The sequence below is a fragment of the Cellulosimicrobium sp. RS genome, assembly GCF_046159675.1.
In the GTDB taxonomy this organism is placed as follows: domain Bacteria; phylum Actinomycetota; class Actinomycetes; order Actinomycetales; family Cellulomonadaceae; genus Cellulosimicrobium; species Cellulosimicrobium funkei.
This window is the reverse complement of sequence record NZ_JBJXVU010000002.1, coordinates 176,471-200,464: the sequence shown is the minus strand read 5'-3', so window position 1 is coordinate 200,464 and position 23,994 is coordinate 176,471. Positions and strand designations below refer to the sequence as shown.

General features: G+C 75.5%; 19 protein-coding genes and 1 pseudogene. 3 read left to right on the top strand and 17 right to left on the bottom strand.

The window, feature by feature from the left end; genetic code table 11:
- Positions 1-6 precede the first annotated feature (6 nt).
- The 9 genes and pseudogenes from ACI769_RS04105 to ACI769_RS04065 form a co-directional block, all read right to left on the bottom strand.
- Positions 7-594 carry a hypothetical protein gene (locus ACI769_RS04105; protein ID WP_051028391.1) on the bottom strand — a complete coding sequence of 196 codons (588 nt, stop codon included), beginning with the start codon at positions 592-594 and terminating at the stop codon, positions 7-9.
- Positions 595-709: 115 nt separating this feature from the next.
- Complete coding sequence (locus ACI769_RS04100; RefSeq protein WP_409141215.1) at positions 710-1,612, bottom strand: HpcH/HpaI aldolase/citrate lyase family protein; 903 nt, start codon at positions 1,610-1,612, stop codon at positions 710-712.
- A gap of 194 nt (positions 1,613-1,806) precedes the next feature.
- Positions 1,807-2,277, bottom strand: a pseudogene (locus ACI769_RS04095) (MaoC family dehydratase); the annotation flags it as partial.
- 105 nt (positions 2,278-2,382) lie between these two features.
- Positions 2,383-3,558 carry an acyl-CoA dehydrogenase family protein gene (locus ACI769_RS04090; RefSeq protein WP_034654689.1) on the bottom strand — a complete coding sequence of 392 codons (1,176 nt, stop codon included), beginning with the start codon at positions 3,556-3,558 and terminating at the stop codon, positions 2,383-2,385.
- Positions 3,555-5,972 carry a biotin carboxylase N-terminal domain-containing protein gene (locus ACI769_RS04085; RefSeq protein WP_409141214.1) on the bottom strand — a complete coding sequence of 806 codons (2,418 nt, stop codon included), beginning with the start codon at positions 5,970-5,972 and terminating at the stop codon, positions 3,555-3,557. Before ACI769_RS04085 ends, ACI769_RS04090 begins: the two co-directional genes overlap by 4 nt.
- Before the next feature lie 4 nt (positions 5,973-5,976).
- The gene (locus ACI769_RS04080) at positions 5,977-7,617 is read right to left on the bottom strand and encodes a carboxyl transferase domain-containing protein (protein ID WP_409141213.1); all 1,641 of its coding nucleotides are present in this window, start codon (positions 7,615-7,617) and stop codon (positions 5,977-5,979) included.
- Entirely contained in the window at positions 7,614-9,191 is a 1,578-nt protein-coding gene (locus ACI769_RS04075) for a dihydrolipoamide acetyltransferase family protein (protein ID WP_409141212.1), read from the bottom strand. The genes ACI769_RS04080 and ACI769_RS04075 overlap by 4 nt, the downstream gene beginning before the upstream one ends.
- Positions 9,188-10,216, bottom strand: a complete 1,029-nt coding sequence (locus ACI769_RS04070; protein WP_114553432.1) for an alpha-ketoacid dehydrogenase subunit beta — start codon at positions 10,214-10,216, stop codon at positions 9,188-9,190. Before ACI769_RS04070 ends, ACI769_RS04075 begins: the two co-directional genes overlap by 4 nt.
- Positions 10,213-11,415: a thiamine pyrophosphate-dependent dehydrogenase E1 component subunit alpha gene (locus ACI769_RS04065; RefSeq protein ID WP_409141298.1), complete on the bottom strand. Its 1,203-nt coding sequence runs from the start codon at positions 11,413-11,415 to the stop codon at positions 10,213-10,215. The genes ACI769_RS04070 and ACI769_RS04065 overlap by 4 nt, the downstream gene beginning before the upstream one ends.
- 253 nt (positions 11,416-11,668) lie before the next feature.
- Here ACI769_RS04065 and ACI769_RS04060 point away from each other — a divergent pair, with 253 nt between their 5' ends.
- A complete protein-coding gene (locus ACI769_RS04060; RefSeq protein ID WP_034655696.1) occupies positions 11,669-12,139 on the top strand; it encodes an Lrp/AsnC family transcriptional regulator in 471 nt (156 codons plus the stop codon).
- Positions 12,140-12,180: 41 nt separating this feature from the next.
- Here ACI769_RS04060 and ACI769_RS04055 read toward each other — a convergent pair whose 3' ends face one another.
- Positions 12,181-16,425 (bottom strand): SCO7613 C-terminal domain-containing membrane protein, encoded by a 4,245-nt coding sequence (locus ACI769_RS04055; RefSeq protein WP_409141211.1) that lies wholly within the window; start codon positions 16,423-16,425, stop codon positions 12,181-12,183.
- A gap of 67 nt (positions 16,426-16,492) precedes the next feature.
- Here ACI769_RS04055 and ACI769_RS04050 point away from each other — a divergent pair, with 67 nt between their 5' ends.
- A complete protein-coding gene (locus ACI769_RS04050; protein ID WP_085386802.1) occupies positions 16,493-16,831 on the top strand; it encodes a hypothetical protein in 339 nt (112 codons plus the stop codon).
- Between the two features lie 197 nt (positions 16,832-17,028).
- On the opposite strand, the gene ACI769_RS04045 is transcribed toward ACI769_RS04050, so the two are convergent.
- The 5 genes from ACI769_RS04045 to rpmF all read right to left on the bottom strand — a co-directional run bounded on the left by ACI769_RS04045 (position 17,029) and on the right by rpmF (position 21,324).
- On the bottom strand, positions 17,029-17,316 hold the full coding sequence (locus ACI769_RS04045; protein ID WP_043659635.1) for a hypothetical protein: 288 nt from the start codon (positions 17,314-17,316) through the stop codon (positions 17,029-17,031).
- A gap of 94 nt (positions 17,317-17,410) precedes the next feature.
- A complete protein-coding gene (locus ACI769_RS04040; RefSeq protein WP_157446525.1) occupies positions 17,411-18,046 on the bottom strand; it encodes a hypothetical protein in 636 nt (211 codons plus the stop codon).
- A gap of 716 nt (positions 18,047-18,762) precedes the next feature.
- Positions 18,763-19,680, bottom strand: coding sequence for a ketopantoate reductase family protein (locus ACI769_RS04035; RefSeq protein ID WP_198163124.1), 918 nt, complete (start codon positions 19,678-19,680; stop codon positions 18,763-18,765).
- A 68-nt stretch (positions 19,681-19,748) separates the two neighbouring features.
- Positions 19,749-21,059, bottom strand: coding sequence for a YibE/F family protein (locus ACI769_RS04030; RefSeq protein ID WP_409141210.1), 1,311 nt, complete (start codon positions 21,057-21,059; stop codon positions 19,749-19,751).
- 94 nt (positions 21,060-21,153) lie between these two features.
- The gene (gene rpmF / locus ACI769_RS04025; RefSeq protein WP_009864893.1) at positions 21,154-21,324 is read right to left on the bottom strand and encodes a 50S ribosomal protein L32; all 171 of its coding nucleotides are present in this window, start codon (positions 21,322-21,324) and stop codon (positions 21,154-21,156) included.
- 168 nt (positions 21,325-21,492) lie between these two features.
- On the opposite strand from rpmF, the gene ACI769_RS04020 reads away from it, so the two are divergent.
- Positions 21,493-21,864 (top strand): hypothetical protein, encoded by a 372-nt coding sequence (locus ACI769_RS04020; RefSeq protein WP_021482679.1) that lies wholly within the window; start codon positions 21,493-21,495, stop codon positions 21,862-21,864.
- A gap of 188 nt (positions 21,865-22,052) precedes the next feature.
- Here the strand turns inward: ACI769_RS04020 and ACI769_RS04015 are convergent, their stop codons facing one another.
- Positions 22,053-22,334 carry an HU family DNA-binding protein gene (locus tag ACI769_RS04015; protein WP_021482680.1) on the bottom strand — a complete coding sequence of 94 codons (282 nt, stop codon included), beginning with the start codon at positions 22,332-22,334 and terminating at the stop codon, positions 22,053-22,055.
- A gap of 154 nt (positions 22,335-22,488) precedes the next feature.
- Positions 22,489-23,934, bottom strand: a complete 1,446-nt coding sequence (gene aztD / locus ACI769_RS04010) for a zinc metallochaperone AztD (RefSeq protein WP_409141209.1) — start codon at positions 23,932-23,934, stop codon at positions 22,489-22,491.
- Positions 23,935-23,994 lie beyond the last annotated feature (60 nt).

Here is a 23,994-nt window from a genome sequence, read left to right as displayed (position 1 = left end):
CGGCGATCAGCCGGGCACGCGCTCCCGGGCAGGGGCGAACGTCAGCGACGGCAGCGTCTCGAGCGTGCGGTGCGCGGCGACGTAGTCCTTGAGGTCCCCGCGGAAGACGACGCGGCCCGGCAGGTCGAGCAGCGTCTGGGGCCGCACCTGCCACCGCTCGACCCCGAGGTCCCACACCCCCGCGCCGTGCAGCACGTGGTAGACGAACTCCGAGCAGAAGAACCGGTCCTCGGCCTCGTGCCCGCGGCCGAACCGCGCGCCGACGAGGCCGCGCACGTTGTACGAGAACGCGTGCGAGTCGAGCAGGAACTCGGTGATCCGGACGCGGATCGCCTCGTGCTGCTCGGGGGTCACGGGCACCGCGAGCACGACCCCCGGCACGACGTCCATGCCGCGGTACAGGCCGTCGTCGAACCGCTCGCGGCGGAAGCAGCCGACGAACGGGTTGCCCGCCCGGCGTCGGCCGAAGCTGAACATGAGGTCGAGCCCCTGGTCGAGCGCCAGGGAGGAGTGCGTGAACTCGTCGCGCGTCGCCAGCGCGATCGTCCGGGACAGGACCGTACGACTGCGGGACAGGACGACGTAGACGTTCACGCGAGTGACCATACGATGCCCGAGCCCGCAAGCGGAACGGGCGGAGCGGGGTATTTGTCCGGTCGGCCGCGACGAGGCGCCGTCGGCCGGGCCCGCGAGCGCGAGATCCCCGCGCTCACCCGTCCGACGGCGCCCGGTCGAGAACCACCCGGTCGAGGACCGCCCGCGCGTGCCGGAGGACCGGCTCGTCGACCATGCGGCCCTCGAACGTGAAGACGGCGCCCGCGCCGCCGGGGTTCGCGGCCGCGGCGTCGAGCAGCGCGCGGGCGTCGGCCACCTGCTCGACGGTCGGTGCGTAGGCGGCGCGGATCATGGGGACGTGGCTCGGATGGATGCACGCCGTCGCGGCGAACCCCGACGCGGCGGCGTCCTCGGCCTCGGCGCGCAGCCCGTCGAGGTCGCCCACGTCGAGGTGCACCGCGTCGACCGCAGCCTTCCCCGCCGCACCGGCCGCGAGCAGCACCGCGGCGCGGGCGTGCCGCGCGACGTCGAGGTACGTGCCGTCGGGGCGGCGGCTCGACGTCCCCCCGAGGGAGGCGACGAGGTCCTCCGCGCCCCACATCAGCGCGACGACCTCGGGCCTGCGGGCGAGCTCCGGCGCCGCGAGGACGCCGGCCGCCGTCTCGCACAGCGCGAGGACCCGGACGCCCGGGAGGGTGGTCGCGAGCGCTCCGAGCGAGCCGAGCAGCTCCGGGCCCGACTTCGCGACCATGACCGTCCGCAGGCGCGTGTCCGCGAGCGCCGCCACGTCGAGCGCGTGCTCGGGCGTCCCGACGGGGTTCACGCGCACGACGGTGCGCGCCGGGTCGAGCGTCGCGGACGCCTCGACGACGGCTCGCCGCGCGGCGTCCTTGGCGTGCGGGGCGACGGCGTCCTCGAGGTCGAGGATCACGGCGTCCGCGCGGTCCGCGGCCTTGGCGAAGCGGTCGGGCCGGTCGGCGGGGCAGAACAGCAGCGCGGGCCCGAGCCCGAACCCTGGCGGGGAGACGGCGCGGTGCCCGGCGCCGTCGGTCACCACGCGCTCTCCTCGTCGCCGCGCTCGAGCACGGGCTCGTGCACCCCCGCCGCGTGCTCGCCGAGCCCCGGGCCGTCGTCGTGCCCGGCGCCGGGCCCGGGGGTGTCAGCGGGATCGGTACCCACCGTGCCCACAGCCCCGGGTCCGGTGGACGCCCCGGGGGACCGGGCGTCGTCGGGCACCGGCGCGGACGCCGCCTCGTGGGCGGCGCGCGTCCAGAAGAGCGCGGTGCGGACGGCGCGCGCGACGAGCACGCCGTCCTGGTTGAGGCCGCGGTGCTCGAGGGTCACGACGCCCTGCCCCGGCCGCGACGCGGAGAGCCGCTTCTCCACGACCTCCGTCTCGGCGTAGAGCGTGTCGCCGTGGAACAGCGGCTTCGGGAACTCGACCTCGCGGAACCCGAGGTTCGCGACGATCGTGCCCTGCGTGACCTGCCCGACGGACAGCCCGACGAGCGTGGACAGCGTCATCATCGAGTTGACGAGCCGCTGCCCGAACGGCTGGGTCGCGGCCCACGCGGCGTCGAGGTGCAGCGCCTGGTGGTTCATCGTGAGCGTGGAGAAGACGACGTCGTCCGCCTCCGTGAGCGTGCGGCCGGGACGGTGGCGGTAGACCACGCCCGTCTCCAGCTCGTCGTAGTACAGGCCCCGCTGGACCACCTCGCGCATGCTGATCCTCCCCTCGTCCCTGACGTCGCCATCTGCCGACCACGACGTTGCTGTCGGGATGACCGTGAGAACGACAGCAACGTCGTGGTCGGCGTCGGACCCGCGCTAGCCGTCCAGTCCCAGGCTCCTCGCGATGACCATGAGCTGCACCTCGGTCGTGCCCTCGCCGACCTCGAGCACCTTCGCGTCGCGGTAGTGCCGTGCGACGGGGTTCTCGTTGAGGAACCCGTAGCCGCCGAAGATCTGCGACGCGTCGCGCGCGTTCGCCATCGCGGCCTCGCCGCCGACGAGCTTCGCGACCGACGCCTCCGCCTTGAACGGCTTGCCGCGCACGAGCTTCTGCGCGGCGTCGAGCCACGCGAGGCGCGCGGTGTGGACGCGCGCCTGCATGCGGGCGAGCGTGAACGCGACGTGCTGGTTCTCCCCGATCGACCGACCGAACACGACGCGCTCGCGCGCGTACCGCAGCGCCTCCTCGAGGCAGCCCTGCGCGGCGCCGGTCGCGAGGGCGGCGAACGCGATGCGGCCCTCGTCGAGCGCGCGGAGGAAGTTCGCGTACCCACGACCGCGCTCGCCGAGCAGGTTCCCGGCGGGCACGCGGACGTCGGTCAGCGTGAGGGGGTGCGTGTCCGAGGTGTGCCAGCCGACCTTGTCGTACGACGGCCCCACCTCGAGCCCGGGCGTCCCCGCCGGGACGATGATGCTCGACAGCTCCTTGCGCACCTCGCCCTCCGGGCCGACCGTCTCGCCCGTGACGGCGGTGATGGTCACGAGGCTCGTGATGGGCGTCCCCGAGTTGGTGATGAACTGCTTGGACCCGTCGATCACCCACTCGTCGCCGTCGAGCCGCGCGGTCGTGCGGGTGCCGCCCGCGTCGGACCCGGCACCGGCCTCGGTGAGCCCGAACGCCGCGAGCGCCCGCCCGGCGAGCAGGTCGGGCAGCCACCGCTCCTGCTGCTCGCGCGAGCCGTGCCGGTAGAGCGGGACGATCCCGAGCCCGACCCCGGCCTCGAGCGTCACCGCGATCGACTGGTCGACGCGCGCGAGCGCCTCGACGGCGAGGCACAGCGACACGTAGTCCTGGCCCTGACCGCCGACGTCGCGCGGGAACGGCAGCCCGAACAGCCCGAGCTCCCCCATCTGCGCGATGATCTCCATCGGCAGGCGGCGTTCCGTGTCGTAGCGGTAGGCGGCGGGCGCGACGACGCTGTCCGCGAAGTCGCGCACCACCTGGCTGAGCTTCCGCTGCTCGTCGTCGAGCAGGACGTCGGCCTCGATCATGATGCTCCCTGGGTGTCGGGTTGCGGGACCGGGGCGGCGGGTTGTGCCGCACCGGAGTCGTGAGGGTGGACGACGGCGACCACCTGGTCCCGGCGCACGAGGTCGCCGGGGCGCACGCGCACGTCGGCGACGCCGTCGTGCGGGGCGAGGAGCGGGTGCTCCATCTTCATGGCCTCGACGGTGACGAGGACGTCCCCGGCGGTGACGGGCTCGCCGTCCGCGGCGGCCGTGACGACCGTGCCGGGCATCGCCGCGCGCACCTCGGGGTCGGTCGCGCCAGGCGCGTCGCCCCGTGCCCGACGGCGGTCGGCCCGCGCCCGTGCGGCGCGCTGCTCCCGGTCCGGGGCGGCCAGGGCGACGGTCCGCCCGTCGCGCCACACCCACACCGTCGCGGGCTCCCCGTCGGCGGGGGGTGCGTCGAGGGCGAGCCGCACGCGCTCCCGGACACCGTCCAGGGTGAGCCACCACGCGCCGTCGGCCCCGGGGTCGCGGACGAGCGACGCCCGCGCCGCGTGCGTCGTCGAGCCGGGCCACGCGCCGTCGTCGGGTGCTGGCACGCGCACGACGGCGTCCCCCACCACCCCGGACACCCGCACCTCGTGCGCGCCACCGGCCGCATCGACGAGCAGAACCCGCCGCGCCGCCGCGTCCCCGTTGAGCCGCCACCCGTCCCCCGCCCGCCAGGGATCGCCGTCGGCAGCCACTCCGACGTCGAGCAGGCGGTCATGGCCCGTCCCGCCCCCCGGACGAGCCACAACCGCCTGCTCGGCGAGGAACAGGGCGGCGGCGACGAGCTCGACCCAGTCCGCGCCGCCGGATGGCGAGCCGACCTCCGAGGCGAGGGGGCGGGGGGTGTGCGCGCCGTCGTGGTCGGGCCTGGCGGGAGCGCCCGAGGAACGAGGGCGCGGAGGGTAGACGGCGCGCGCACCCCCCGGCCCCTCGCCGGACCCGACCACGGCCCCCGGCCCTTCGCCAAGCCCGGCCACCGACCCCGAACCCGACGCCACGAGCCGGTCGATCAGGCCGGTGTCGAGCCGGCCCGCACGGACGTCGTCGTCCGCGAGCAGGGACCGCAGGAACGCCGTGTTCGTCTCGACGCCCAGCACGACCGTCCGCGCGAGCAGGCCGTCGAGGCGCCCCACGGCCTCGTCGCGCGTCTCTCCCCAGGCGACCGCCTTCGCGAGCATCGGGTCGTAGTGACCGCCGACCACCGAGCCTGCGCAGATGCCGGAGTCGAGGCGCAGCGGCGAGGCGCCCGGCCCGGCAGCGACGCCGCCGTCGTCGTAGACCAGGACCGACCCGGTGGCCGGGAGGAACCCGCGCTCGGGCGACTCCGCGTAGAGGCGCGCCTCGACGGCGTGGCCGCGGAGCACGACGTCGCTCTGCGCCAGGCCCAGCGGCTCGCCCGCCGCGACGCGGAGCTGGAGCGCGACGAGGTCGAGGCCGGTGACCATCTCGGTCACGGGGTGCTCGACCTGGAGGCGCGTGTTCATCTCGATGAAGAAGAACTCGTCGGGGCTCGCGGCAGGGACGAGGAACTCGACCGTCCCGGCGCCGACGTACCCGACCGACCGCGCGACCTCGCACGCGGCCTCGCCCATGCGGGCGCGCTGCTCCGCGGTGAGGAGCGGCGACGGCGCCTCCTCGACCACCTTCTGGTGGCGGCGCTGGAGCGAGCACTCGCGCTCGCCGAGGTGGACCACGGTCCCGTGCGTGTCGGCGAGCACCTGCACCTCGATGTGGCGCGGCGCCTCGACGAGGCGTTCGAGCAGGAGCGTGTCGTCGCCGAACGACGACGCCGCGACCCGCCGCGCCGACGCGAGCGCGCCCGACAGGTCGGCCTCGGCGCGCACGACGACCATGCCCTTGCCCCCGCCCCCGGCGGACGGCTTGACGAGCAGCGGGAACCCGACGGCGCCCGCGGCGGCGAGGAGGTCGTCGTCGGACATCCCGGGCTCGCCCGCCCCCGGCACGACGGGCACGCCCCGCGCGCCGACGATGCTCTTCGCGGCGAGCTTGTCGGCCATCGCCTCGAGCGCGTCGACGCCCGGCCCGACGAACGCGATCCCCGCGCGCTCGCACGCCCGGGCGAGCGCCGGGTTCTCCGAGAGGAAGCCGTAGCCGGGGTGGACCGCCTCGGACCCGGTCGCGACGGCCGCGGCGACGACGGCGTCGACGTCGAGGTAGCTCTGCGCGGCGGGCGCGGGCCCGATCCGGACCGCGACGTCCGCCTCGCGCACGTGGCGCGCGTCGGCGTCGGCGTCGGAGAAGACGGCGACGGACCGCACGCCGAGGCGGCGCAGCGTGCCGATCACGCGGCACGCGATCTCGCCGCGGTTCGCGACGAGGACCGTGCGGAACCCGGTACCGCCGGGCGGGCGGGCGGTCGCGTCGAGGAAGGTGCGGGAGGTCATCGGCTCACATCCGGAAGAGGCCGAACCGGTCACCGGTCCAGGTCTCGGCGAGGGGCGTGCGAGCGCACACGCCGAGGGCGAGGCCGAGCACGCGGCGCGTGTCGGCGGGGTCGATCACGCCGTCGTCCCACAGCCGCGCGGTCGCGTAGTAGGGGCTGCCGTGCTCGTCGTAGTCGGCGCGGATGCCGGCGGAGAACGCGGCCTCCGCATCGGGGTCCCACGCCTCGCCGCGCGCCGCGAGCTGGTCGCGCTTGACCGTCGAGAGCACGGACGCGGCCTGCGGGCCGCCCATCACGGAGATGCGGCTCGCGGGCCACGACCACAGGAAGCGCGGCGAGTACGCGCGGCCGCACATCGAGTAGTTCCCCGCCCCGAACGAGCCGCCGACGATCACCGTGAGCTTCGGGACGCGCGTCGTCGCGACGGCCGTGACCATCTTCGCGCCGTCCTTCGCGATCCCGCCCGCCTCGGCGTCCGTGCCGACCATGAAGCCGGAGATGTTCTGCAGGAACAGCAGCGGGATGCCGCGCTGGTCGCACAGCTCGACGAAGTGCGCCCCCTTGAGCGCGGACGCCGAGAACAGCACGCCCTGGTTCGCGAGGATCCCCACCGGGTGCCCGTGGATCCGCGCGAAGCCCGTGACGAGCGTGTCGCCGTACTCGCGCTTGAACTCGTCGAACCGGCTCCCGTCGACGAGCCGGGCGATGACCTCGCGGGGGTCGTAGGGAGCCTGGACGTCGGCCGGGACGGCGGCGTACAGATCCTCCCCCGGGTCCTGTACGGCGGCACCCGCCACGCGGGGAGGCTCGCTGGGCGCCACGTCCCACGCGGGCTCCGGGTCGGGCGGGAGCGTCGCGACGATGCGCCGCACGGTGTCGAGCGCGTCCTCGTCGTCGTCGGCGAGGTGGTCGACGACGCCGCTGCGACGCGCGTGCAGCTCGCCGCCGCCGAGCTCCTCGGCCGTGACGACCTCGCCGATCGCCGCCTTCACGAGCGGCGGCCCGCCGAGGAAGATCGTGCCCTGCCCGCGCACGATGACCGTCTCGTCGCTCATCGCGGGCACGTAGGCGCCGCCCGCCGTGCACGACCCGAGCACCGCGGAGATCTGCGGGATCCCCGCCGCCGAGAGACGCGCCTGGTGGTAGAAGATGCGGCCGAAGTGGTCGCGGTCCGGGAACACCTCGGCCTGCCGGGGCAGGAAGGCACCGCCCGAGTCGACGAGGTAGACGCACGGCAGCCGGTTCTCCAGCGCGATCTCCTGCGCCCGCAGGTGCTTCTTCACCGTGAGCGGGTGGTACGTGCCGCCCTTCACGGTCGCGTCGTTGCACACGACCATGACCTGCCGCCCGCTGACCACCCCGATCCCGGCGACGACGCCCGCCGCCGGCCACGCGCCGTCGTCCACGCCGTACCCGGCGAGCGGTGCGATCTCCAGGAACGGGCTGCCCTCGTCGAGCAGCCGGTCGACGCGGTCGCGCGGGAGCAGCTTGCCGCGCGCCACGTGCCGGTCGCGCGCCGACGCCGGGCCGCCACGCGCGACGTCCGCCGTGCGCTCGCGCAGCTCCTGCGCGAGCCCGCGCTGCGCGGCGTCGTTCGCGCGGGCCGCGTCCGACCCGGGCTCGACGGCGCTCGTCAGGACGGTCACGCGACCACCTCCTGCCGGCTCCCGGCGAGGAGCGCGAGCGCCGGGTCCTCCAGCAGCGCGCCCAGGTCGGCGAGGAAGCGCGCGCCCTGCTCGCCGTCGACCACGCGGTGGTCGAACGACAGGCTGAGCGTGACGACGTCGCGCAGCGCGACCTCGCCGTCGTGCTCCCAGGGCCGACGCCGCACCGCCCCCAGGCCGAGGATCGCCGCCTCGCCGGGGACGAGGATCGGGGTACCCGCGTCGACGCCGAACACCCCGACGTTGGTGATCGAGATCGTCCCGCCGGTCAGGCGCTCGGGCGTCGTGCGGCCGTCGCGCGCGGTGGTCGTGAGGTCGGTCAGCGCGGCGGCGAGGTCGGGCAGGTCGAGCGCCTGGGCGTCGGGCACGTGCGGCACGACGAGCCCCCGGTCGGTCGCGACCGCGATCCCCAGGTGCACCCGCCGGTACCGCACGATCTCTGCCGAGCCGTCGGGGAGGTCGCGCCACGCGCTGTTGAGCGCGGGGTGGCGCGGCAGCACGAGGCACAGCGCGCGGGCCGCGAGCGCCAGCACGGTGATCCGCGCGCCGCGCACGAGGCGGTGGGTGCGCAGCCGCTCCAGGAGCTCGACGCTCCGCGTCACGTCCACGGTGAGGAACACCGTCGCGTGGGGCGCCGTGAACGCGCTCGCCACCATCGCCGCCGCGGTGTGCTTGCGCACGCCCCGCACGGGCACGACCTCCGCCTCGAGGCCGGCCGCGCGGTCGGCGGCCACGCCCGTCACCGCGCCCGGCGCCGAGAGGGGAGAAGTGGCCCCTCGGCCGCGGTCCGGAGGGGCCAGTTCTCGCTTCTCGCCGCTCGGTGCCCCCGGGCCGGCGGACGTCGCGGGGTGCGCGTGGTGCTCGTCGCGCGGTCGGCGTGCGACGTCGCGATGGCAGCTCACCGCCGCGAGGACGTCCTCGCGCGTGATGAGCCCGTCGCGGCCGGAGCCCTCGACCCGGTCGATCCGCACGCCGAGCTTCTTCGCGAGCGCGCGCACCGGCGGCGTCGACCGGGGCCGCTCGCCGGTCACGGTGGTGCGGCGGGGCGCCTCGGCGACGTCGGGCCGTGAAACCTGGGTTTCAGCCACCGCCCGCCGGGGTCGACGCGCGGGCCGCCCGACCCGGTCGGGGCGTGCCCCGTAGCCGACGAGGTTCGGCTCGGGCTCGTCGGTGGGCTCGGCCGCAGTGGCGGCCGGGGCGACCCCCGACCCGGCGACCGCCCCGACCAGGGCGGGGACGGCGTCGGGCACCCGGGCCGGGACCCCGGCGGACGAGCCCTCCGGACCGCCGCCGGACGCGGTGGCCGCGCCGTCGTCGACCTCGAAGGTGACGAGCGGCTCGCCGACGCTCACCGTCTGGCCCTCCTCGGCGTGGAGGGACGCGACGACGCCCGCGTACGGGGACGGGAGGTCGACGAGGGCCTTCGCGGTCTCGACCTCGGCGATGACCTGGTTGAGCTCGACGTGGTCGCCCGCGTGGACGTGCCAGCTGACGATGTCGGACTCGGTGAGGCCCTCGCCCAGGTCGGGGAGGCGGAACTCGCGCAGCGCCGTCATCGGGTCACCTCCGCGACGGGACGCCCGGACGCCGGCACGAACGGTTCCACCCGCCCCAGGACGCGGTCGACGCCGTCGAGGATGCGGTCGAGGTCCGGGAGGTAGTGGCCCTCGAGCTTCGCGGGCGGGTACGGGATGCCGTGGCCTGTGACCCGCACGGGCGGGGCCTCGAGGTGCTCGAAGCAGCGGTCCGTCACGGTCGCGGCGATCTCCGCGCCGAGCCCCGCCTGGCGGGGCGCCTCGTGCGTGACGACGACCCGCCCCGTCTTGCGGACCGACGCCGCGACGGTGTCGTGGTCGATCGGCGACAGCGAGCGCAGGTCGATCACCTCGACGGACACGCCGTCGTCCGACGCGGCGACGGCGGCGTCGAGCGCGGTCCCGACGAGGCCGCCCCACGTGACGAGCGTGACGTCGTGGCCCTCGCGCACGACGCGGGCCCGGTCCATGGCCGGCGGGTCGACGGGGTCGAGGTCGACCTCGCCCTTGAGGTGGTAGCGCCGCTTGGGCTCGAAGAAGATCACCGGGTCGTCGCACGCGACGGCCTGGCGGAGCACGGTGTACGCGTCCTGGGGGTTCGCGACCGACACGACCCGCAGCCCGGCCGTGTGCGCGAACAGCGCCTCGGGCGACTCCGAGTGGTGCTCGGCCGCGCCGATGCCGCCGCCCACGGGGATGCGGATCGTGATCGGCAGGCGCACCTTCCCGCCGGTGCGGGCGTGCATCTTCGCGAGCTGGGACAGGATCTGGTCGAACGCGACGAACACGAAGCCGTCGAACTGGATCTCGCACACCGGCCGGTAGCCGCGGTACGCGAGCCCGACGGCCGTCCCGATGATCCCCGACTCCGCGAGCGGCGTGTCGAGCACGCGCCGCGGTCCGAACTCCGCCTGGAGCCCGTCCGTCACGCGGTAGACGCCGCCCAGGCGGCCGACGTCCTCGCCCATGACGACCACGCGGTCGTCGTCCGTCATCGCGCGGTGCAGGCCGGCGCCGAGCGCCTTCGCGAGCGTGAGGGTCGTCATCGCGCCTCCTCCCCGTCGAAGCCGGCGAGGTAGTGCGCGTACTCCGCGCGCTCGCGGTCCAGCGCGTGGTGCGGCTCCGCGTAGACGTGGTCGAAGAGCGAGAGCGGCGGCGGGTCGGTGAGCGCGACGCACCCGGCGCGCAGCTCGGCGGCCGCCGCGTCGGCGACCTCCTGCACGCGCGCCGCGCCCGCGTCGTCGAGCACCCCGACGGCGCGCAGGTACGCCTCGAAGCGCGCGATCGGGTCGCGGCGCGTCCACTCCTCCACCTCGGCCGCGTCGCGGTACCGCTTCGGGTCGTCGGCCGTGGTGTGCGGGCCCATGCGGTAGGTGACGGCCTCGATCAAGGTGGGGCCGCCGTCGTTCCGGGCGCGGTCGAGGGCCGCGCGCGTCACGGCGAGCACCGCGAGGACGTCGTTGCCGTCGACGCGCACGCCCGGCAGGCCGAACCCGCGGGCGCGCTCCGCGAGCGGGACGCGCGACTGGAGCGCGACCGGCTCGGAGATGGCCCACTGGTTGTTCTGGCAGAAGAACACGACCGGCGAGCGGTACGTGGACGCGAAGACGAACGCCTCGTTGACGTCGCCCTGGCTCATCGCGCCGTCGCCGAAGTACGACACCCCGACCGGCAGCCCGGCGGCGGCGTCGACGCGGCCGGCGTCGACGTCGTTCTGCACGCCCATCGCCCAGCCCGTCGCGTGCAGCGCCTGGGCGCCGATGATGACCTGCGGCGACGCCATGCCGATCGCGTACGGGTCCCAGCCGGAGACCGCGACGCCGCGCCACACGCGCACGAGGTCGACGAGCGCTGCGCCGCGCACCCGCGCGACGGCGTGCTCGCGGTAGGAGGAGAAGACGAAGTCGTCGTCGCGCAGCGCGCGCGCCGAGCCGACCTGCGCCGCCTCCTGGCCGAGGAGCGGCGGCCAGAGCGCGAGCTCGCCCTGCCGCTGGAGCGCCGTGGCCTCCGCGTCGATGCGACGCGCCACGACCATGTCCTCGTGGAGCCGCAGCAGCGCCGACCGGGCCGCCGCGCGCGCGGCGTCGTCGGGCGCCGTCGGGTCGAGGTCCGCGAGCCACCGGTCGAGGTCCGGGTCGCGGTGGCGGGTGCCGTCCTCGTCGAGCACGCGCAGGGTCGGCGTCGACCCGGGGACCGGGTCGGGCGGGTCCTGCCGCGGCGCGTCCTTGCGCACGTCGCGCACCACGTTCTTCCGGTCTGCTCGTGCGTCGCGCGGGGTTGCCGCCCGGTGACCGTCGTACGCCTTCGGCGGGGTCGCCGCCGTCGGTCCGGTCCGCACCGCAGGTTCGCTGGGCATCGTCGCCACCTCACCTCGGGGAGCCGGTCCTCTCCGTCGAGGACCGAGGTAGGGGGAACGTAACCCGCGTCACGCACATGGCTCCACCGACGCCTGACGCATCGTGCACTGTGACCGCCGTCACTCGGTTAGAGTGAGCACCATGCACAGCGCCGACGCTGTCGACCTCGACCTCCTGCTCGCGCTCGCCGACGACCCGCGGGCCACGATCGTCGCGCTCGCCGACCGCCTGCGGCTCTCCCGCAACACGGTCGCGGCGCGGCTCGCACGGCTCGAGGCCGAGGGCGCGTTCCTCGACCTCGACCGGCGCATCGACCCGCACGTGCTGGGGCACCCCCTCACGGCGTTCGTCGAGGTGCAGCTCCGGCAGAAGGAGCTCGCGCGCATCGTCGACGACCTCGCGCGCATCCCCGAGGTCGTGCAGGCGTTCGGGCGCAGCGGCACCGCGGACCTGCGCGTCACCGTCGCGTGCCGCGACACGGACCACCTGTTCCGCATCGATGCCGCGATCCTCGCGATCGACGGCGTCGAGCGCACCGAGACGTCGCTCTCCATGGGAGAGCTCATCCCCTACCGGCTGCGGCCGCTCATCGAGAAGCAGCGCCGCGGCTGACGCCGTCGAGCGACTCAGCCCGGCGACTCAAGCCCGGCGACTCAGCGCAGGTCCCGGACGTACGCGGCGGCGCCGTCGTACGCGGCGATCCGCCGCTCGTAGTACGTCGCGATGATGAGCAGCAGGCCGCCCGCCGCGGCGAGCGTGAGCATCCACGGCCCGGCGGAGATGCGCGTGCCGAGCTGCGAGACGAACACGACGAGGATCTCGACGGGCAGCACGGCGACGCCCAGCAGGAACGGCGCCGCGAGGTGCTTGCGCGTCCCGACGAGGACCGCCGCGAGCGCGAGCACGACGACGAGCATCGCGCGCCACGTACGCGCGTCGGTGTACGTCGCGAGCACCGACGGCCCGACGAGCGCGAGGAGCCCGGGTGCGAGCGCACGCCACGACCCGACGACGCCGACGGGCCAGCCGCCGAGGGGCCGGGCCGTGCGCGCGGGCGCGGCCGGGACACCGCTCGGTCCGCCCGCGGCCGTGCCCGCCGTGCCCGCGGTTCCCGCCGTGCTCGTCGTGCCCGCGGTGCCCGCTGTGCCCGCTGTGCCCGCCCTGCCCGCCGCGAGCGCGAGGTAGCCCGCGACGAGGAGCCCGGCGCCGAGGGGCAGGGAGAACACCTCGACGCGCAGCTCGCGCGGCGACCACGCGCCGATCGCGGCGACGAGGGCGAGCAGCCACAGGAACCACGCGGGCGGGAGGTCGAGCCGCCCGCGCACGGCGCGGCGCACCCCCACCACGAGCACCGCGAGCAGCGCGACCTCGACGAGCCAGACCGTCGCGATGACGCCCCACACGGGTCGCACGTTCGCGACGGCGCCGACCACCACGAGCGTCAGGGCGGGCGCGACGGCCCAGCGCCGCGCCGCCGCGGCACCCCGCCCCGAGGCCGCGCGCGCCGCGACGAGCCCCGCGCCGAGCGCCACGCCGCCTGCCGCGAGCGCCCACGCGAACCCGAGGACGAACAGCGCACCACCGCCGGGCACGTGCGCGACGTGCAGCGACTCCACCGTCCCGGCGACCGCGGCGAGCACCGCGGCTCCGGCGAGCCGGAGCGCACCGGCACGCCGCCACGCGCTGCGGGTCGTCGCGGCCGGGGCGACGCCGCCCGCCGTCGTGCCCTGCCGGAGCAGCACCGCACCGGCGACGGACACCGCACCCGCGACGACGAGCAGCGACGCGCGGACGTCGCCCGCGCCCGGGGCCGCGCCCAGGACGAGCACCGACGGCACGACGAGCAGCACGAGACCCGCGCCCGCGAGCTCCCACCAGCGCCGCGCACGGCGGGCGAGGAGCGCGCCCACGACGACGGCGGCGACCGCGGGCGGCGCGGTGTACGCCTCGACGAGCCCGACCTCGGCGGCCGCGAGCGCCGTCCACAGCGCCGCGGTGCCCAGGACGGCGGCGAGCCACCACTCCCCCCGCCGGTCGCGGTCGCGCGCGGCGAGCCCCGCACCGACGGCGAGCAGGAGCAGCACGGCGACGGCGATCGTCGGGCCCGCGGCGGGGCGCCCGTACGCGAGCCCGACCGCGATGGCCCCCGTCACGGCCGCGCTCCCCTCGACGGCGACGCGGCCCGCCCCGAGGTCGAGCCGTGCCGCGAGCGGCCGGGCCCCCGCGAGGGCCGCCGCGACGAGGACGGCGACGACGGGCAGGACGACGGGCGAGCCGCTGCCCGGGAGCACGAGCGCGCCCGCGCTCACCACGGCGACGGCCGCCGTCGGGAGCACGAGGGCCGCGGCGAGGACGCGCAGCGCCGTCACCGAGCCGGGGCGCCGGGAGCCGACCAGGACGACCTCGAGCGCGAGCATCGCGAGGCACGCCGCGACGGACCAGGTGCTGCGCTCGTCGACGACGGTGAGCACGCCGAGCCCGAACGGCACGGCCGTCACGCCGAGGACCGCCCACCACGAGTGCCGGTCGACGCGCGGGGCGAGCGTCACCGCGAGCGCCGCGAGCGAGGCGACGCCGGAGACCCCGCACAGCACGACGACCGTCCCGGCGCCGCTCCACGCGAGCGTCACCCCGAGCACGAGCAGCGCGTACCCGTAGGCGACCCCGACGAGGGGCGCGTGCAGGGCGCGCGGCGCGGCGGCGCGCGCCGCGAGCAGGAGCAGGCCGACGACGACGGCCCCGACGGTCGCCGTCGGGCGCGCGACCCAGGACCCGGCGACGAGGAGGACGAGCGCGAGGACGGTGCCCGCGACGGCGGCGGCGTGCGCGGCCCGCCGCTCGGACCGGCCGACGGGGAGCAGACCGTGGCGGACGGCGGTGCGCGCGCCGGGCACGAGACGCGCGACGGGGCGCAGGGCGCGTCCGAGCCCGCGCCGGACGGCGCGCACGACGGCGCCGGGCGACGGGGCGCCCGCGGAGGGATCGGTGCCGGCGGGCGCGGCGGCCGCGGCCGGCCGCGCCGTCACGACGAGCAGCGCCGCGGCGAGCAGCCCGAGCAGGACGAGCGACATGACGCCCGCCAGCCGCGGGTCGAGCACGAGGGTGAGGACGAGCGCGAGGGCCGCCCACGGGGCGAGCGCGCGCCCGGTCACGACGAGCGGCGCCGTCCCGAGCCGGCCCGTCCCACCGAGGAGGGGCGGCGCGGTCCGCGACGTGCGCAGCGGGAGCCGGGCCGCGACGAGCAGGACGACGAGCACGGAGAGGAGGCCGACGAGCGTGCCGTCGAGCAGCGTCGCGCCGACGGTCCCGGGCGCCGTGCCCTCGCCCGCCAGCCCGGCGGACAGGACACCCACGCCCAGCGGCGCGTCGTCGAGCACGGCGCTCGTCCCCGCGGTCGGGGTCACGAGCACCTCGGCGGCCCGCAGGCCCGCGAGCGCGAGGGCGGGGCCCGCCATGACGAGCACGACGACGGCGCCTCCGAGGAGCGCGTCGGAGCGGCCGACCGCGGGGACGGGTGCCCGGAGCACCCCCGCCGACACGCGGCGGCCGGTGAGCACCAGCACGACGACCCACGCGAGCGCGCCGAGCGCGGGCGCGAGACCCACGAAGCCGACGCCGTCGCCCGTGCCGAGCAGCGCGCCGGCGAGCACCGCCGCGGCGCCGCCGACCGCGTACCAGCGCCGCTCGCCCGTCGTGACCCGGAGCAGCGTCGCGACGAGCGCCGCCCCGAGCGCGACGAGCGCCGCACCCGCTCCCCCGGGCAGCCCCGGCGGCGCGGCGACGGTGAACCCGACGAGGACCGCGAGGAGCACGGCGACCGTGCGCACGACGCCCAGGAACCCGCGCTCCGCGCCGAGGGTGCCGCCCACGCGCGCGCTCGCCGCCGCAGCGACGGGGCCGGCGACCGCCGTCAGGCACGCCGTCACGAGGAGCGCGACGGCCCAGCCCCACGACGCCTGCGCCGCAGGCGCCGCGACCAGCGGCACGAGAGGACCGAGCACGACGGCGCCCGTCACCCAGGCCCGGACGCGCGCCCGCTCGCCCACGACGCCGAGGCCGACGAGCACGACGGCGAGCAGCGTCGCGCGCGCCGCGGCGGCACCCACCGGGTCGAGCGCCCACGCGCTGAGCGCGAGCTCGACGTCGACCAGCGCGAGCACCACGGCCAGCGCCGCGACGGCCTCCGCGGACGACCGCAGTCCGCGCGACCGCAGGAGCACCGCGGCGCCGACCGTGAGCGCGGTGACCACCCCGGTGACGAGGGCGCGCAGGGTCAGGTCGTCGGCGAACGTGAAGAACACGAAGACGACGGCGGCCACGGCGAGCAGCCCGGCGCCCGCCCCGGCGAGCACGGGCTGGAGGCCGACGGACCGCGCGGGCGCCGCACCCGGACCGACGCCACCGGCGCGCGGGCCCGCAGGCCCGGGCGCAGGCACCGGCACGACCGGGCCGGCCGCTCCCGGACGCACCGGCCCACCCGGTCCGGCCACGGGCGACAGGGTCGACGAGCGAGGCCCCGCCGCGCCGCGCCCGCTCGCGTCGAGCGGGCGCATCGGCGGCGGGCCCGCCGGGGTCCGCCAGCCGCCGCCCGCTGCTGCACCGGGCCGACCACCGGGCCGGATGCCGGGGAGCATGCCGGGCGGGGGCGCGACGGCGGCACGGGCGGCCCACGCGGCCGCCTCGGGCTGGGCGGCCCGGAGCGTGTCGAGGGCGGTCTGGCGCCGCCGGAGCGCGTCGGCCGCGTCGGTCGACGCCGCCGCCACCTCGAACGCGAGCGGCCCGACGAGGTCGAGCAGGCACCGGTCGCACCGCGACGACCGCAACGGCGCGGCGCACGCGGGGCAGGAACGCGTCTCGGGGAGCCGCGCCAGCGCGACGTCGACCCACGGCTCTCTCATGACGGACATCCTGGCGAACCTGTGAGGCGCCTGGGGACACGTCCACAGGGGGTCGCGTGGCGGTCCGGTGAAGAGCTCGGCCGCGGTCGTGAGGAACCGCGCGCGTCAGCGCGGGCGCAGCCCGCCCAGCGCCGTGTCGAGGACGCGGTCGACATACGTCGCCCGCCGAGTCGGAGCCATCGTGGGCTACCGGTGCCTGAACAACTCTCTGCTCGGACGCGTCAAGCAACGCGGCCCCGCGTTCTTCACGAAGTGGCTGTACACCGCAACCGCGCGTGGCGTCCACGACCATGAGATCGCTGCGCCCGTGCTGGACAACCGTGTGCTCACGTGGATCAACGAGAAGACAGACATGCGGCTCGCCACTGGCACACCGACGACTACGCCACGTACCTCGCTGCGCTAGAAAGCTGGGCGCGGTTCGCGACATCGAGGCGAACAGCGGCGGGTTGGGAAGGGGCAATCTTCTATCGGATGGGTGGCTGACACCGCGAGACCGCTCCGTGTGGAGCACGGGGCATGACTTCCGACGTCGAGCAGGGGCCGGTCGCTGCGCGACGACCGGGCCCTACCCCGCCCCGGAGCATCTGGGGCGCCTTCAGCTCATTCCAGCGCTTGCCGGTCGATGTCGTTCAGTCGACAGGTCTCGACAACTGTCTCCTCGGCATAGTCGACGGCGAACGACTCGGCATCGTGCCTGCTGTCAAAGGCCCGTAGACCGATCAAGTTTCGGGGGCTTCCTACGCTCACGACGTGCACCACGTCGGATCCAACACGGCCAACTCCTGGTTCGGTGTGCTGCCACGGGACCGATTCCCAGCGCACTTCGAGCTCTGGGTTGATGCGGGCGAGCTCTGATTCGACGTGTGTGATCTCGGCCAGGTCGGACACGCACGAGACTCGTGGCTCGTCTTCCCCAGAGCCACTTCGTGCATAGACAAGCAGCAGGTGCGTTGATTCGGTTCCCATGGTCGACACGTCCTCGCTAAACGGTGCAGCCCAGCTCGACGCGGGGGGTATACACACGCGCGTAGTACGTCCTACCAAGGTAGACGATCGTGCCGAGAGTCGTGCCGCCGAAGTCGGTGTCGATGTTGCCGAGGCAGTAGTACTCGATGTTCTTCTGGGTGTAGTTCATGACGCCGCGGTTGCCGCCAGTCTTGTTGAGCGCGACAAGCCAGAGCCCAAAGTACTCGTACCGAAGCGTGCTCTCGTGGTGGATGGAGGTCACGTTGTTGCTGCACTTCGTGTACGGCTTGAACCCGACTGCGCCCTTGTTCGACGAGGTGCGGAAGTAGACGACAGACGGGTGCAACTTGCACGGCCCATAGTTGACCGACGCGGCGGACGTCCTCGCGAGACCCTCGTTCGACTCGAGGCTGTCGAAGATCTCGATCGCCTCCTGGGGAGAGTCGGCCTCGACATAGGGGACAGGTTCGGTCGACAGGCGATCCCAGTCGACATCCCACGATTCGTCCCCGTTCTGAGCCAGGAGAGGGGCTTCGACGAACTCGCCGCCAACGTGGGTCCCACCCGGTACTCCGACCGCGGGAACCACGCCGAGCGCCGTCAGTATCGCCGCGATCACAACGGCGCTCGCCGCGCGGGCGCTTCGCTTCATAACAGTTGCCTCCTGCTTGAAAGAGGAGAACCCCTGCGCCCCCCTCCGCGCCTGGCATCCTGCCGTAGATACTGTGGTCTCCAACTCGGCCCCCGCCCCCAGCACTTCGCGCAATCCGCGCGCGCGTGATTGGGGCTTTCGTCAGACGCTCACGCAGCGCAGCGGTTCATCCGGGGATATAGATCCGGGAACTCCCTTACGCGGGCACCACTCGTGAGTTGATTAAAGCGTCGAGCGAGCGGCGGGTGCTGCCTGCACGGGCGGCGATATCGACCTTCGTCAGCAGCTCGGCGCGGTAGATGCCCCGGACGACAGTGGGGTAGCCGGGCGGTGCTGCCGCACCTGCGGCGCCAGGGCTCGGGCCACGTGCTCCAGATGTCGAGCATCGCCGCGCTAGCTGTACCCGACCAGCCGGCGGTAACCAATGTCCTGGCCGGGTACAGCTAGCCGGCTTCCCGAGCACGGGTCTGTACAGCGCGAGCAAGTTCGCGCTCGAAAGGATGGGGGAGGCGCTCGCGATGGAGGCGGGCAATTCGGGGTCTCGGTCACCGTCGTGCAGCCGGGCGGGTACTGGAACGGACCTGTGGGATCTCGCGACAGCGTCAGGACACGTGGCGGCGGGGAAGCACGCGAGCCGCGCCGCCGAGCAGCCGTCGCGGCGCCCGGCCCGGCCGCGGGATGAGCCCGCGCGCCGGGAGACCTCACGACGGCCGCGCTCAGCCCCCGAGTCGCTCGACGAGCGCGCGCGTCAGAGGCGCGTCGACCCCCGCGCGGTCGGCGGCGCGCACGATCGCGCCGCCGATCGCGTCGGTCTCGAGAGGCCGGCCCGCCTCGGCGTCGCGCAGCATCGAGGACTTCGCGTCGGGCCCGAAGCGGTCGTAGAACGTCAGGGTGCGGTCCGGGTCCGACGGCGCGCCGCTCGCCGCCGCGACGGCGGCGACCTCGCGGACGAGCGCCTCGAGCTCGGCCCGGTGCGTGGTCCGCACCTCGCCGATCGGGGCGCGGTGCGCCGTCGTGAGTAGCGCGAACGGCGCGAGGAAGCCGAGCTTCGCCCACATCAGCGCCGTCTCGTCGTCGTGCACGGTGGTGGGGATGCCCGCCCCGTCGAGGAGCGCGCGGACTGCCTCGACCCGCTCCGGGGCCACCCCACCCGGCGCGACGTCGACCTCGACGAACGCGCTCGTGTGCTCGATCTCGCCCGGCGCGACGCGCGTGGACTCGACGCGGACCGTCGCGGGGAGCACGCGCGCGGTGCCGTACCGCGCGCGCAGCGCGTCGAGGTGGTCGAGGCCGTTGAGCATCGGGACGACCACGCCGTCACCGAGCACCTCCGGCGGCACGCGGTCGAGCGCGTCGTCGAGCGCGGTCTGCTTGACCGCCACCACGACGACGTCGACCGGGGCGTCGAGGCGCGTGGCCGCGCGCGCCGGCACGTGGAGGTCGCCCACCTGGCGGCTGCGCACGTGGAGGCCGCGCTCCGTGAGGGTGGCCGCCGTGGCCTCGCCCGCGAGGAACGTCACCCGGGCGCCCGACCGGACGAGCAGCGCGCCGACCAGCCCGCCGACCCCGCCCGGCCCGAGCACCGCCACGTCCCGGCCGTCCCGGCCGCTCAGGCCGTCCGTCGTCTCCGTCACCGTCGTCCTCTCGTCGTGCCGCCGGGTCGCCCCGGTCGTCGTGCCCGCGCGAGCGGGCGCGCCCGCCGTCAGGTCGCGGGGACCTCGACCCTACCCACGGGGACCGACCGCGCCGAGCCGGTGCCGGGCACGGTGAGCGCCGCGATGCCCGTGGTGATCGGAATCGCGAGGACGAGCCCGATCGAGCCGACGAGCGTGCGCACGACCTCTTCCGCGATCTCGCCCGACGTGAGGCTGGTCGCGAGGTTCTGGTCGGAGAGGTAGACCGCCATGAGGAGCGGCAGCGCGGCGCCGACGTACGCGAACGCGATCGTGTAGACGGTCGAGGCGATGTGGTCGCGCCCGATCCGCATCGCGCGCGCGTACAGCTCGCGCCGCGTCGCGAGCGGCGCGACGGCGCGCAGCTCCCACACCGCGGACGCCTGCGTGATCGTCACGTCGTTGAGCACGCCCATGCCGGCGAGCACGATCCCGCACAGCACGACCCCGCGGATCGAGAGCTCGGGCGCGTACTGCGGGATCCACAGGGACTCCTCCGACGTGAGGCCCGTGATGTTGGCCGCCCCGGATCCCCACCAGCCCAGCACGGCCGTGAGCACCAGGCCCACGAGGGTGCCGAGCAGCGCCGTCGACGTCCGCGCGGTGAACCCGTGCGCGACGTACAGCACGACGAACATGACGAGCGACGACGTCACGAGCGCGACGCCCAGCGCGTTCTGCCCGGTGAGGAGCGCGGGCAGCGTGAACGACGTGATGACGACGAACGCGCCCGCGAGCCCCGCGAGCGCCGCGAGGCCCCGCCACCGCGCGACGGCGAGCACCACGACGGCGTACGCGACCGCGAGGACGCCGATGGGCAGCCCGCGCTCGAAGTCCATGAAGACGTAGGGCGTGCCGCCCGCGCCCGCGGCCTCGGCGATGTACAGGACGCGCAGGCGGTCGCCCTCGTCGAACCCGTAGGCGACGTACTCGGGCGGCGCGTTGACGGTGATCGCGTCGCCGCCCACGTCCTCGCCGCCCGCGCGGGAGCCCGCGTCGAGCCGGGCGGGCACCTCGCTCGTCGCCTCGTCGACCGGCCCGGTGACGGTCGCGCGCAGGACGGTGCTGCCCTCCGCGGCGACGGGGATGCGTGCGGGCACGTCCGCCGCGGCGGGCCACAGCGCGACGAGCCCGGCGAGCGTGACGAGCAGCGCGGGCACCAGGAGCGCGGCGAGCGTGACCCGCACGCGCCGGGTCGCGGGCGCGGCTGGGCCGTGCGCGTGGGCGTGCGCGTGCGCCGGGGTGCGTGCGGTGCCGCGCGCCAGGACGTCGGGCACTCGCCGGGACCGCGTGCGGCGCTCGCCGCGCCCGGGCGTCTCGGGAGAGGTCGGTGCGCTCACGCGAGGATGCTGCCACGGCGGCCCGACGACGCCCGGCGGCACGCGCCGTCGGGCACCGATCGCGCGGGCCGGGCCGTCCGGGGCCCCCGCCGGCTCACTCGGGGAGCGTCACGTGGCCGCGGCGCACGCCCGCGACGAGGCGGCGCGGGAGGGTGACCTCGCGGCCATCGACGACGACGGTCACGAGCTCGGGCACCTGCGCCTTCCACTGCGAGCGACGGGCGCGGGTGTTCGAGCGGGAGAGCTTGCGCTTGGGCACGGCCATGAGGGGTCCTTCCGGTGGGCGAGCGCCCAGCCTACCGGTTCGTGAGAACGATTCTCAAGACAGGTCGGGCCGTCGGTCCGGCCCGGCGGTAGCATCCCCGGGGCCGCGCGCCCTGCCACGACCCGGCGCGACCGCCGCACCCACCACCACGACGCACGAGGAGCCCTCATGGCCACGGTCGACTACTTCCTCTCCGGTGACCCGGAGGTCGCCAAGCAGCACCTGCACGCCGCGCTCCAGGAGCAGGGCTTCACGGTGACCACGCGCCCCACGGGCCAGTGGGCCGCCGAGCGCGGCAGCAAGCAGAAGACGTTCTGGCTCGGCGCGTTCGCCGGCAAGGCCCAGCACCTCGTCTTCACGGTCGACTTCATGGTCCACGGCGACCAGCTCGTCGCGCGCATCGACCGCCCGACCGGGCACGGCGCGATGGCCGGCGCCGTCGGCGTCGCGCGCTCGAACAAGGCGTTCGGCGAGGTCGACCAGGCGATCGGCACGCGCCTCACGCAGCACGGCATCCTCGCGAACGTCGTGCACGCCTGAGAACGCGCAGGTCGCCGATCACGAGCCTCCTCGCGGTCGAGCACGTCGTTGGTGGCGCCATCACGCCGATGACGACGTCAACCCCGTGCTCGGCGCCGGGGGTGCGACGCACGAAGGCCCGGATCCCCTCACGGGGGTCCGGGCCTTCGTGCTGCTGACCGGGCCGGCGACGGCCGGTCAGCGGGACGTCACTTGGCGACGGCCTTCTTGAGCAGGCTGCCGGCGCTGATCTTCACGCCGTAACCGGCCGGGATCGAGATCTCCTCGCCCGTACGGGGGTTGCGGCCCGTGCGGGCGGCACGCTCGACGCGCTCGACGGACAGGAGGCCCGTGACCTTGACGGCCTCGCCCTTGCCCAGCGACTCGATGAGCACCTCCTGGAAGGCGTTGAGAGCCTTCTCGGCGTCCGCCTTCGACAGGTCGGCCTTGCTGGCGATGGCCGAGACGAGCTCGGACTTGTTGAGCGACATGCGAATCCCTTCTTCGGTTCACGACGCGCGGTGGTCACCACCCGTCGTCACGGTCTCAGTGTGCCAGCCGCGGGGCCGTGCACCGGGGACAACACTAGGGAACACGCGGAGTTTCGCGCGACTTCTCGCGGCTCTCGTCGTCGCGTGTCCTCGCTCAGCCGTCCTCGTGCTCGTGGTCGTGGCCCTCGTGCTCGTCGTGCGCGGGCTCGTCGTGACCGTGCTCGCCGTCCTCGTGGGCGTGCTCGTCGGCCTCGTGGCCCCCCGTGGTGGCCGGCTTGCCGGTGACCCCGTTGAGCTCGTTCGGGACGACGTCGAGCTCCGCGCTCTTCCACACCTCGCCGCCCACGTAGTCGACCGCGTGGATCGCGCGACCGGCCGGGTCCGTGACGTAGGCGATGCCGTCCTGGACGAACAGCGCCGGCCGCGGCTCCTGCCACTCCTCGGGCTCCTCCCACGCGTCGACGACGGGGACGGACCGCACGACCGTGCCCGACTCCGGGTCGATGACGTGCAGCGACCCGTCGGTGCCGAGCACGAGCGCCTCGCCCGCGTCGCCCCGCCCGAGCGAGCGGAAGGTGTAGCTCGCGGGGAGGTCGACGAGGCGCAGGCTCGCGTCGCGCGTGTCCACGAGGGAGACGCGCGTGGGCCGCTCGAGCTCCGCGTCGGGGTCGGACTTGTAGTCGCCGAGCACGACGGGCGACGCCTCGCTGCCCGCCTGGTTGCCGATGCGCCCGTAGGCGTCCGGGGCGGCGACCTTGGTGATCGCGCCGCCCGCGACGACGAGCACGCCGTCCTCGCAGCCGATGACGACGGCCTCGCCCGCGGCGACGGCCTCCCCGTGCACGCCGGGGCACTGGTCGTTCGCCGCGACCTCGTCGCCCGCGGCGTCGAGGAGCCGGACGCCGGTGCGCGCGTCCTCGGTGCCCTCGGAGACGACGAGCGAGCCGTCGGACAGCTCGACCGCGACGCCGTGGTGCGCCGCGGGGGTGGTCAAGGTGCGCGCGTCGTCGATGCCGTGCGGGTCGGCCACCGTGGCCGAGTCGAGCACGGTGATGTCGCCCGTGCCGTCGTCGAACAGCGCGGTGCGGCCGTCGTGCACGACGACGTGGCCCGGCTTCTCGGCCGCGTACGTCACGTCCGTGAGGACCGGGTCGGCCGTGTAGTAGTGGGCGTGGTCGCCGTGCGGCTCGGCCCAGGTGCCGGCGTCGAGCACCTGGAACCCGCCGGACGTCGAGACGAGCAGGTGCCGCCCGTCGCCCGCGGGGTTGAGGCGGTTGAAGCCGTCGAGCGCGAGGTCGTCGACGACCTCGAGCGTCGTCGCGTCGAGGACCTGGACGCCGCCGTCGTAGGTGATCGCGAGGCGCGGTGTGAGCGCCGCAGCCTCGCTCACGTCGGACGTGGCCGACGGCGCCAGCTCGGTCGCGTCGCCCTGCTCGCCCTCGGAGCCCGCGCCCTGCGCGCACGCCGCGACGAGCGTGAGCGGGAGGGCGAGGCCGAGCGCGAGGGCGAGCGGGCGGCGTCGGGCACGGGCGCCGGGAGGGGCCGTCACCCGGGCGGGATCGGCAGCGGCGTCGGTCGGGTCGGGTGCGGTGTGGTGCATGCGTGGTCGGCCGCCCGGACCCCCGGGCGGCCGCTCCTCTCCGGTGGTGGTGGTGCGCGG

Excerpts from the sequence above, each read along its gene's own strand:
- ACI769_RS04090 (WP_034654689.1), bottom strand. The coding sequence starts at position 3,558 with ATGATCGAGGCCGACGTCCTGCTCGACGACGAGCAGCGGAAGCTCAGC.
- ACI769_RS04085 (WP_409141214.1), bottom strand. The coding sequence starts at position 5,972 with ATGACCTCCCGCACCTTCCTCGACGCGACCGCCCGCCCGCCCGGCGGT.
- ACI769_RS04075 (WP_409141212.1), bottom strand. The coding sequence starts at position 9,191 with ATGACGGCGCTGCGCGAGTTCCGCCTCCCCGACCTGGGCGAGGGCCTC.
- ACI769_RS04070 (WP_114553432.1), bottom strand. The coding sequence starts at position 10,216 with ATGACGACCCTCACGCTCGCGAAGGCGCTCGGCGCCGGCCTGCACCGC.
- ACI769_RS04060 (WP_034655696.1), top strand. The coding sequence starts at position 11,669 with ATGCACAGCGCCGACGCTGTCGACCTCGACCTCCTGCTCGCGCTCGCC.
- ACI769_RS04055 (WP_409141211.1), bottom strand. The coding sequence starts at position 16,425 with ATGAGAGAGCCGTGGGTCGACGTCGCGCTGGCGCGGCTCCCCGAGACG.
- ACI769_RS04040 (WP_157446525.1), bottom strand. The coding sequence starts at position 18,046 with ATGAAGCGAAGCGCCCGCGCGGCGAGCGCCGTTGTGATCGCGGCGATA.
- rpmF (WP_009864893.1), bottom strand. The coding sequence starts at position 21,324 with ATGGCCGTGCCCAAGCGCAAGCTCTCCCGCTCGAACACCCGCGCCCGT.
- ACI769_RS04020 (WP_021482679.1), top strand. The coding sequence starts at position 21,493 with ATGGCCACGGTCGACTACTTCCTCTCCGGTGACCCGGAGGTCGCCAAG.
- ACI769_RS04015 (WP_021482680.1), bottom strand. The coding sequence starts at position 22,334 with ATGTCGCTCAACAAGTCCGAGCTCGTCTCGGCCATCGCCAGCAAGGCC.
- aztD (WP_409141209.1), bottom strand. The coding sequence starts at position 23,934 with ATGCACCACACCGCACCCGACCCGACCGACGCCGCTGCCGATCCCGCC.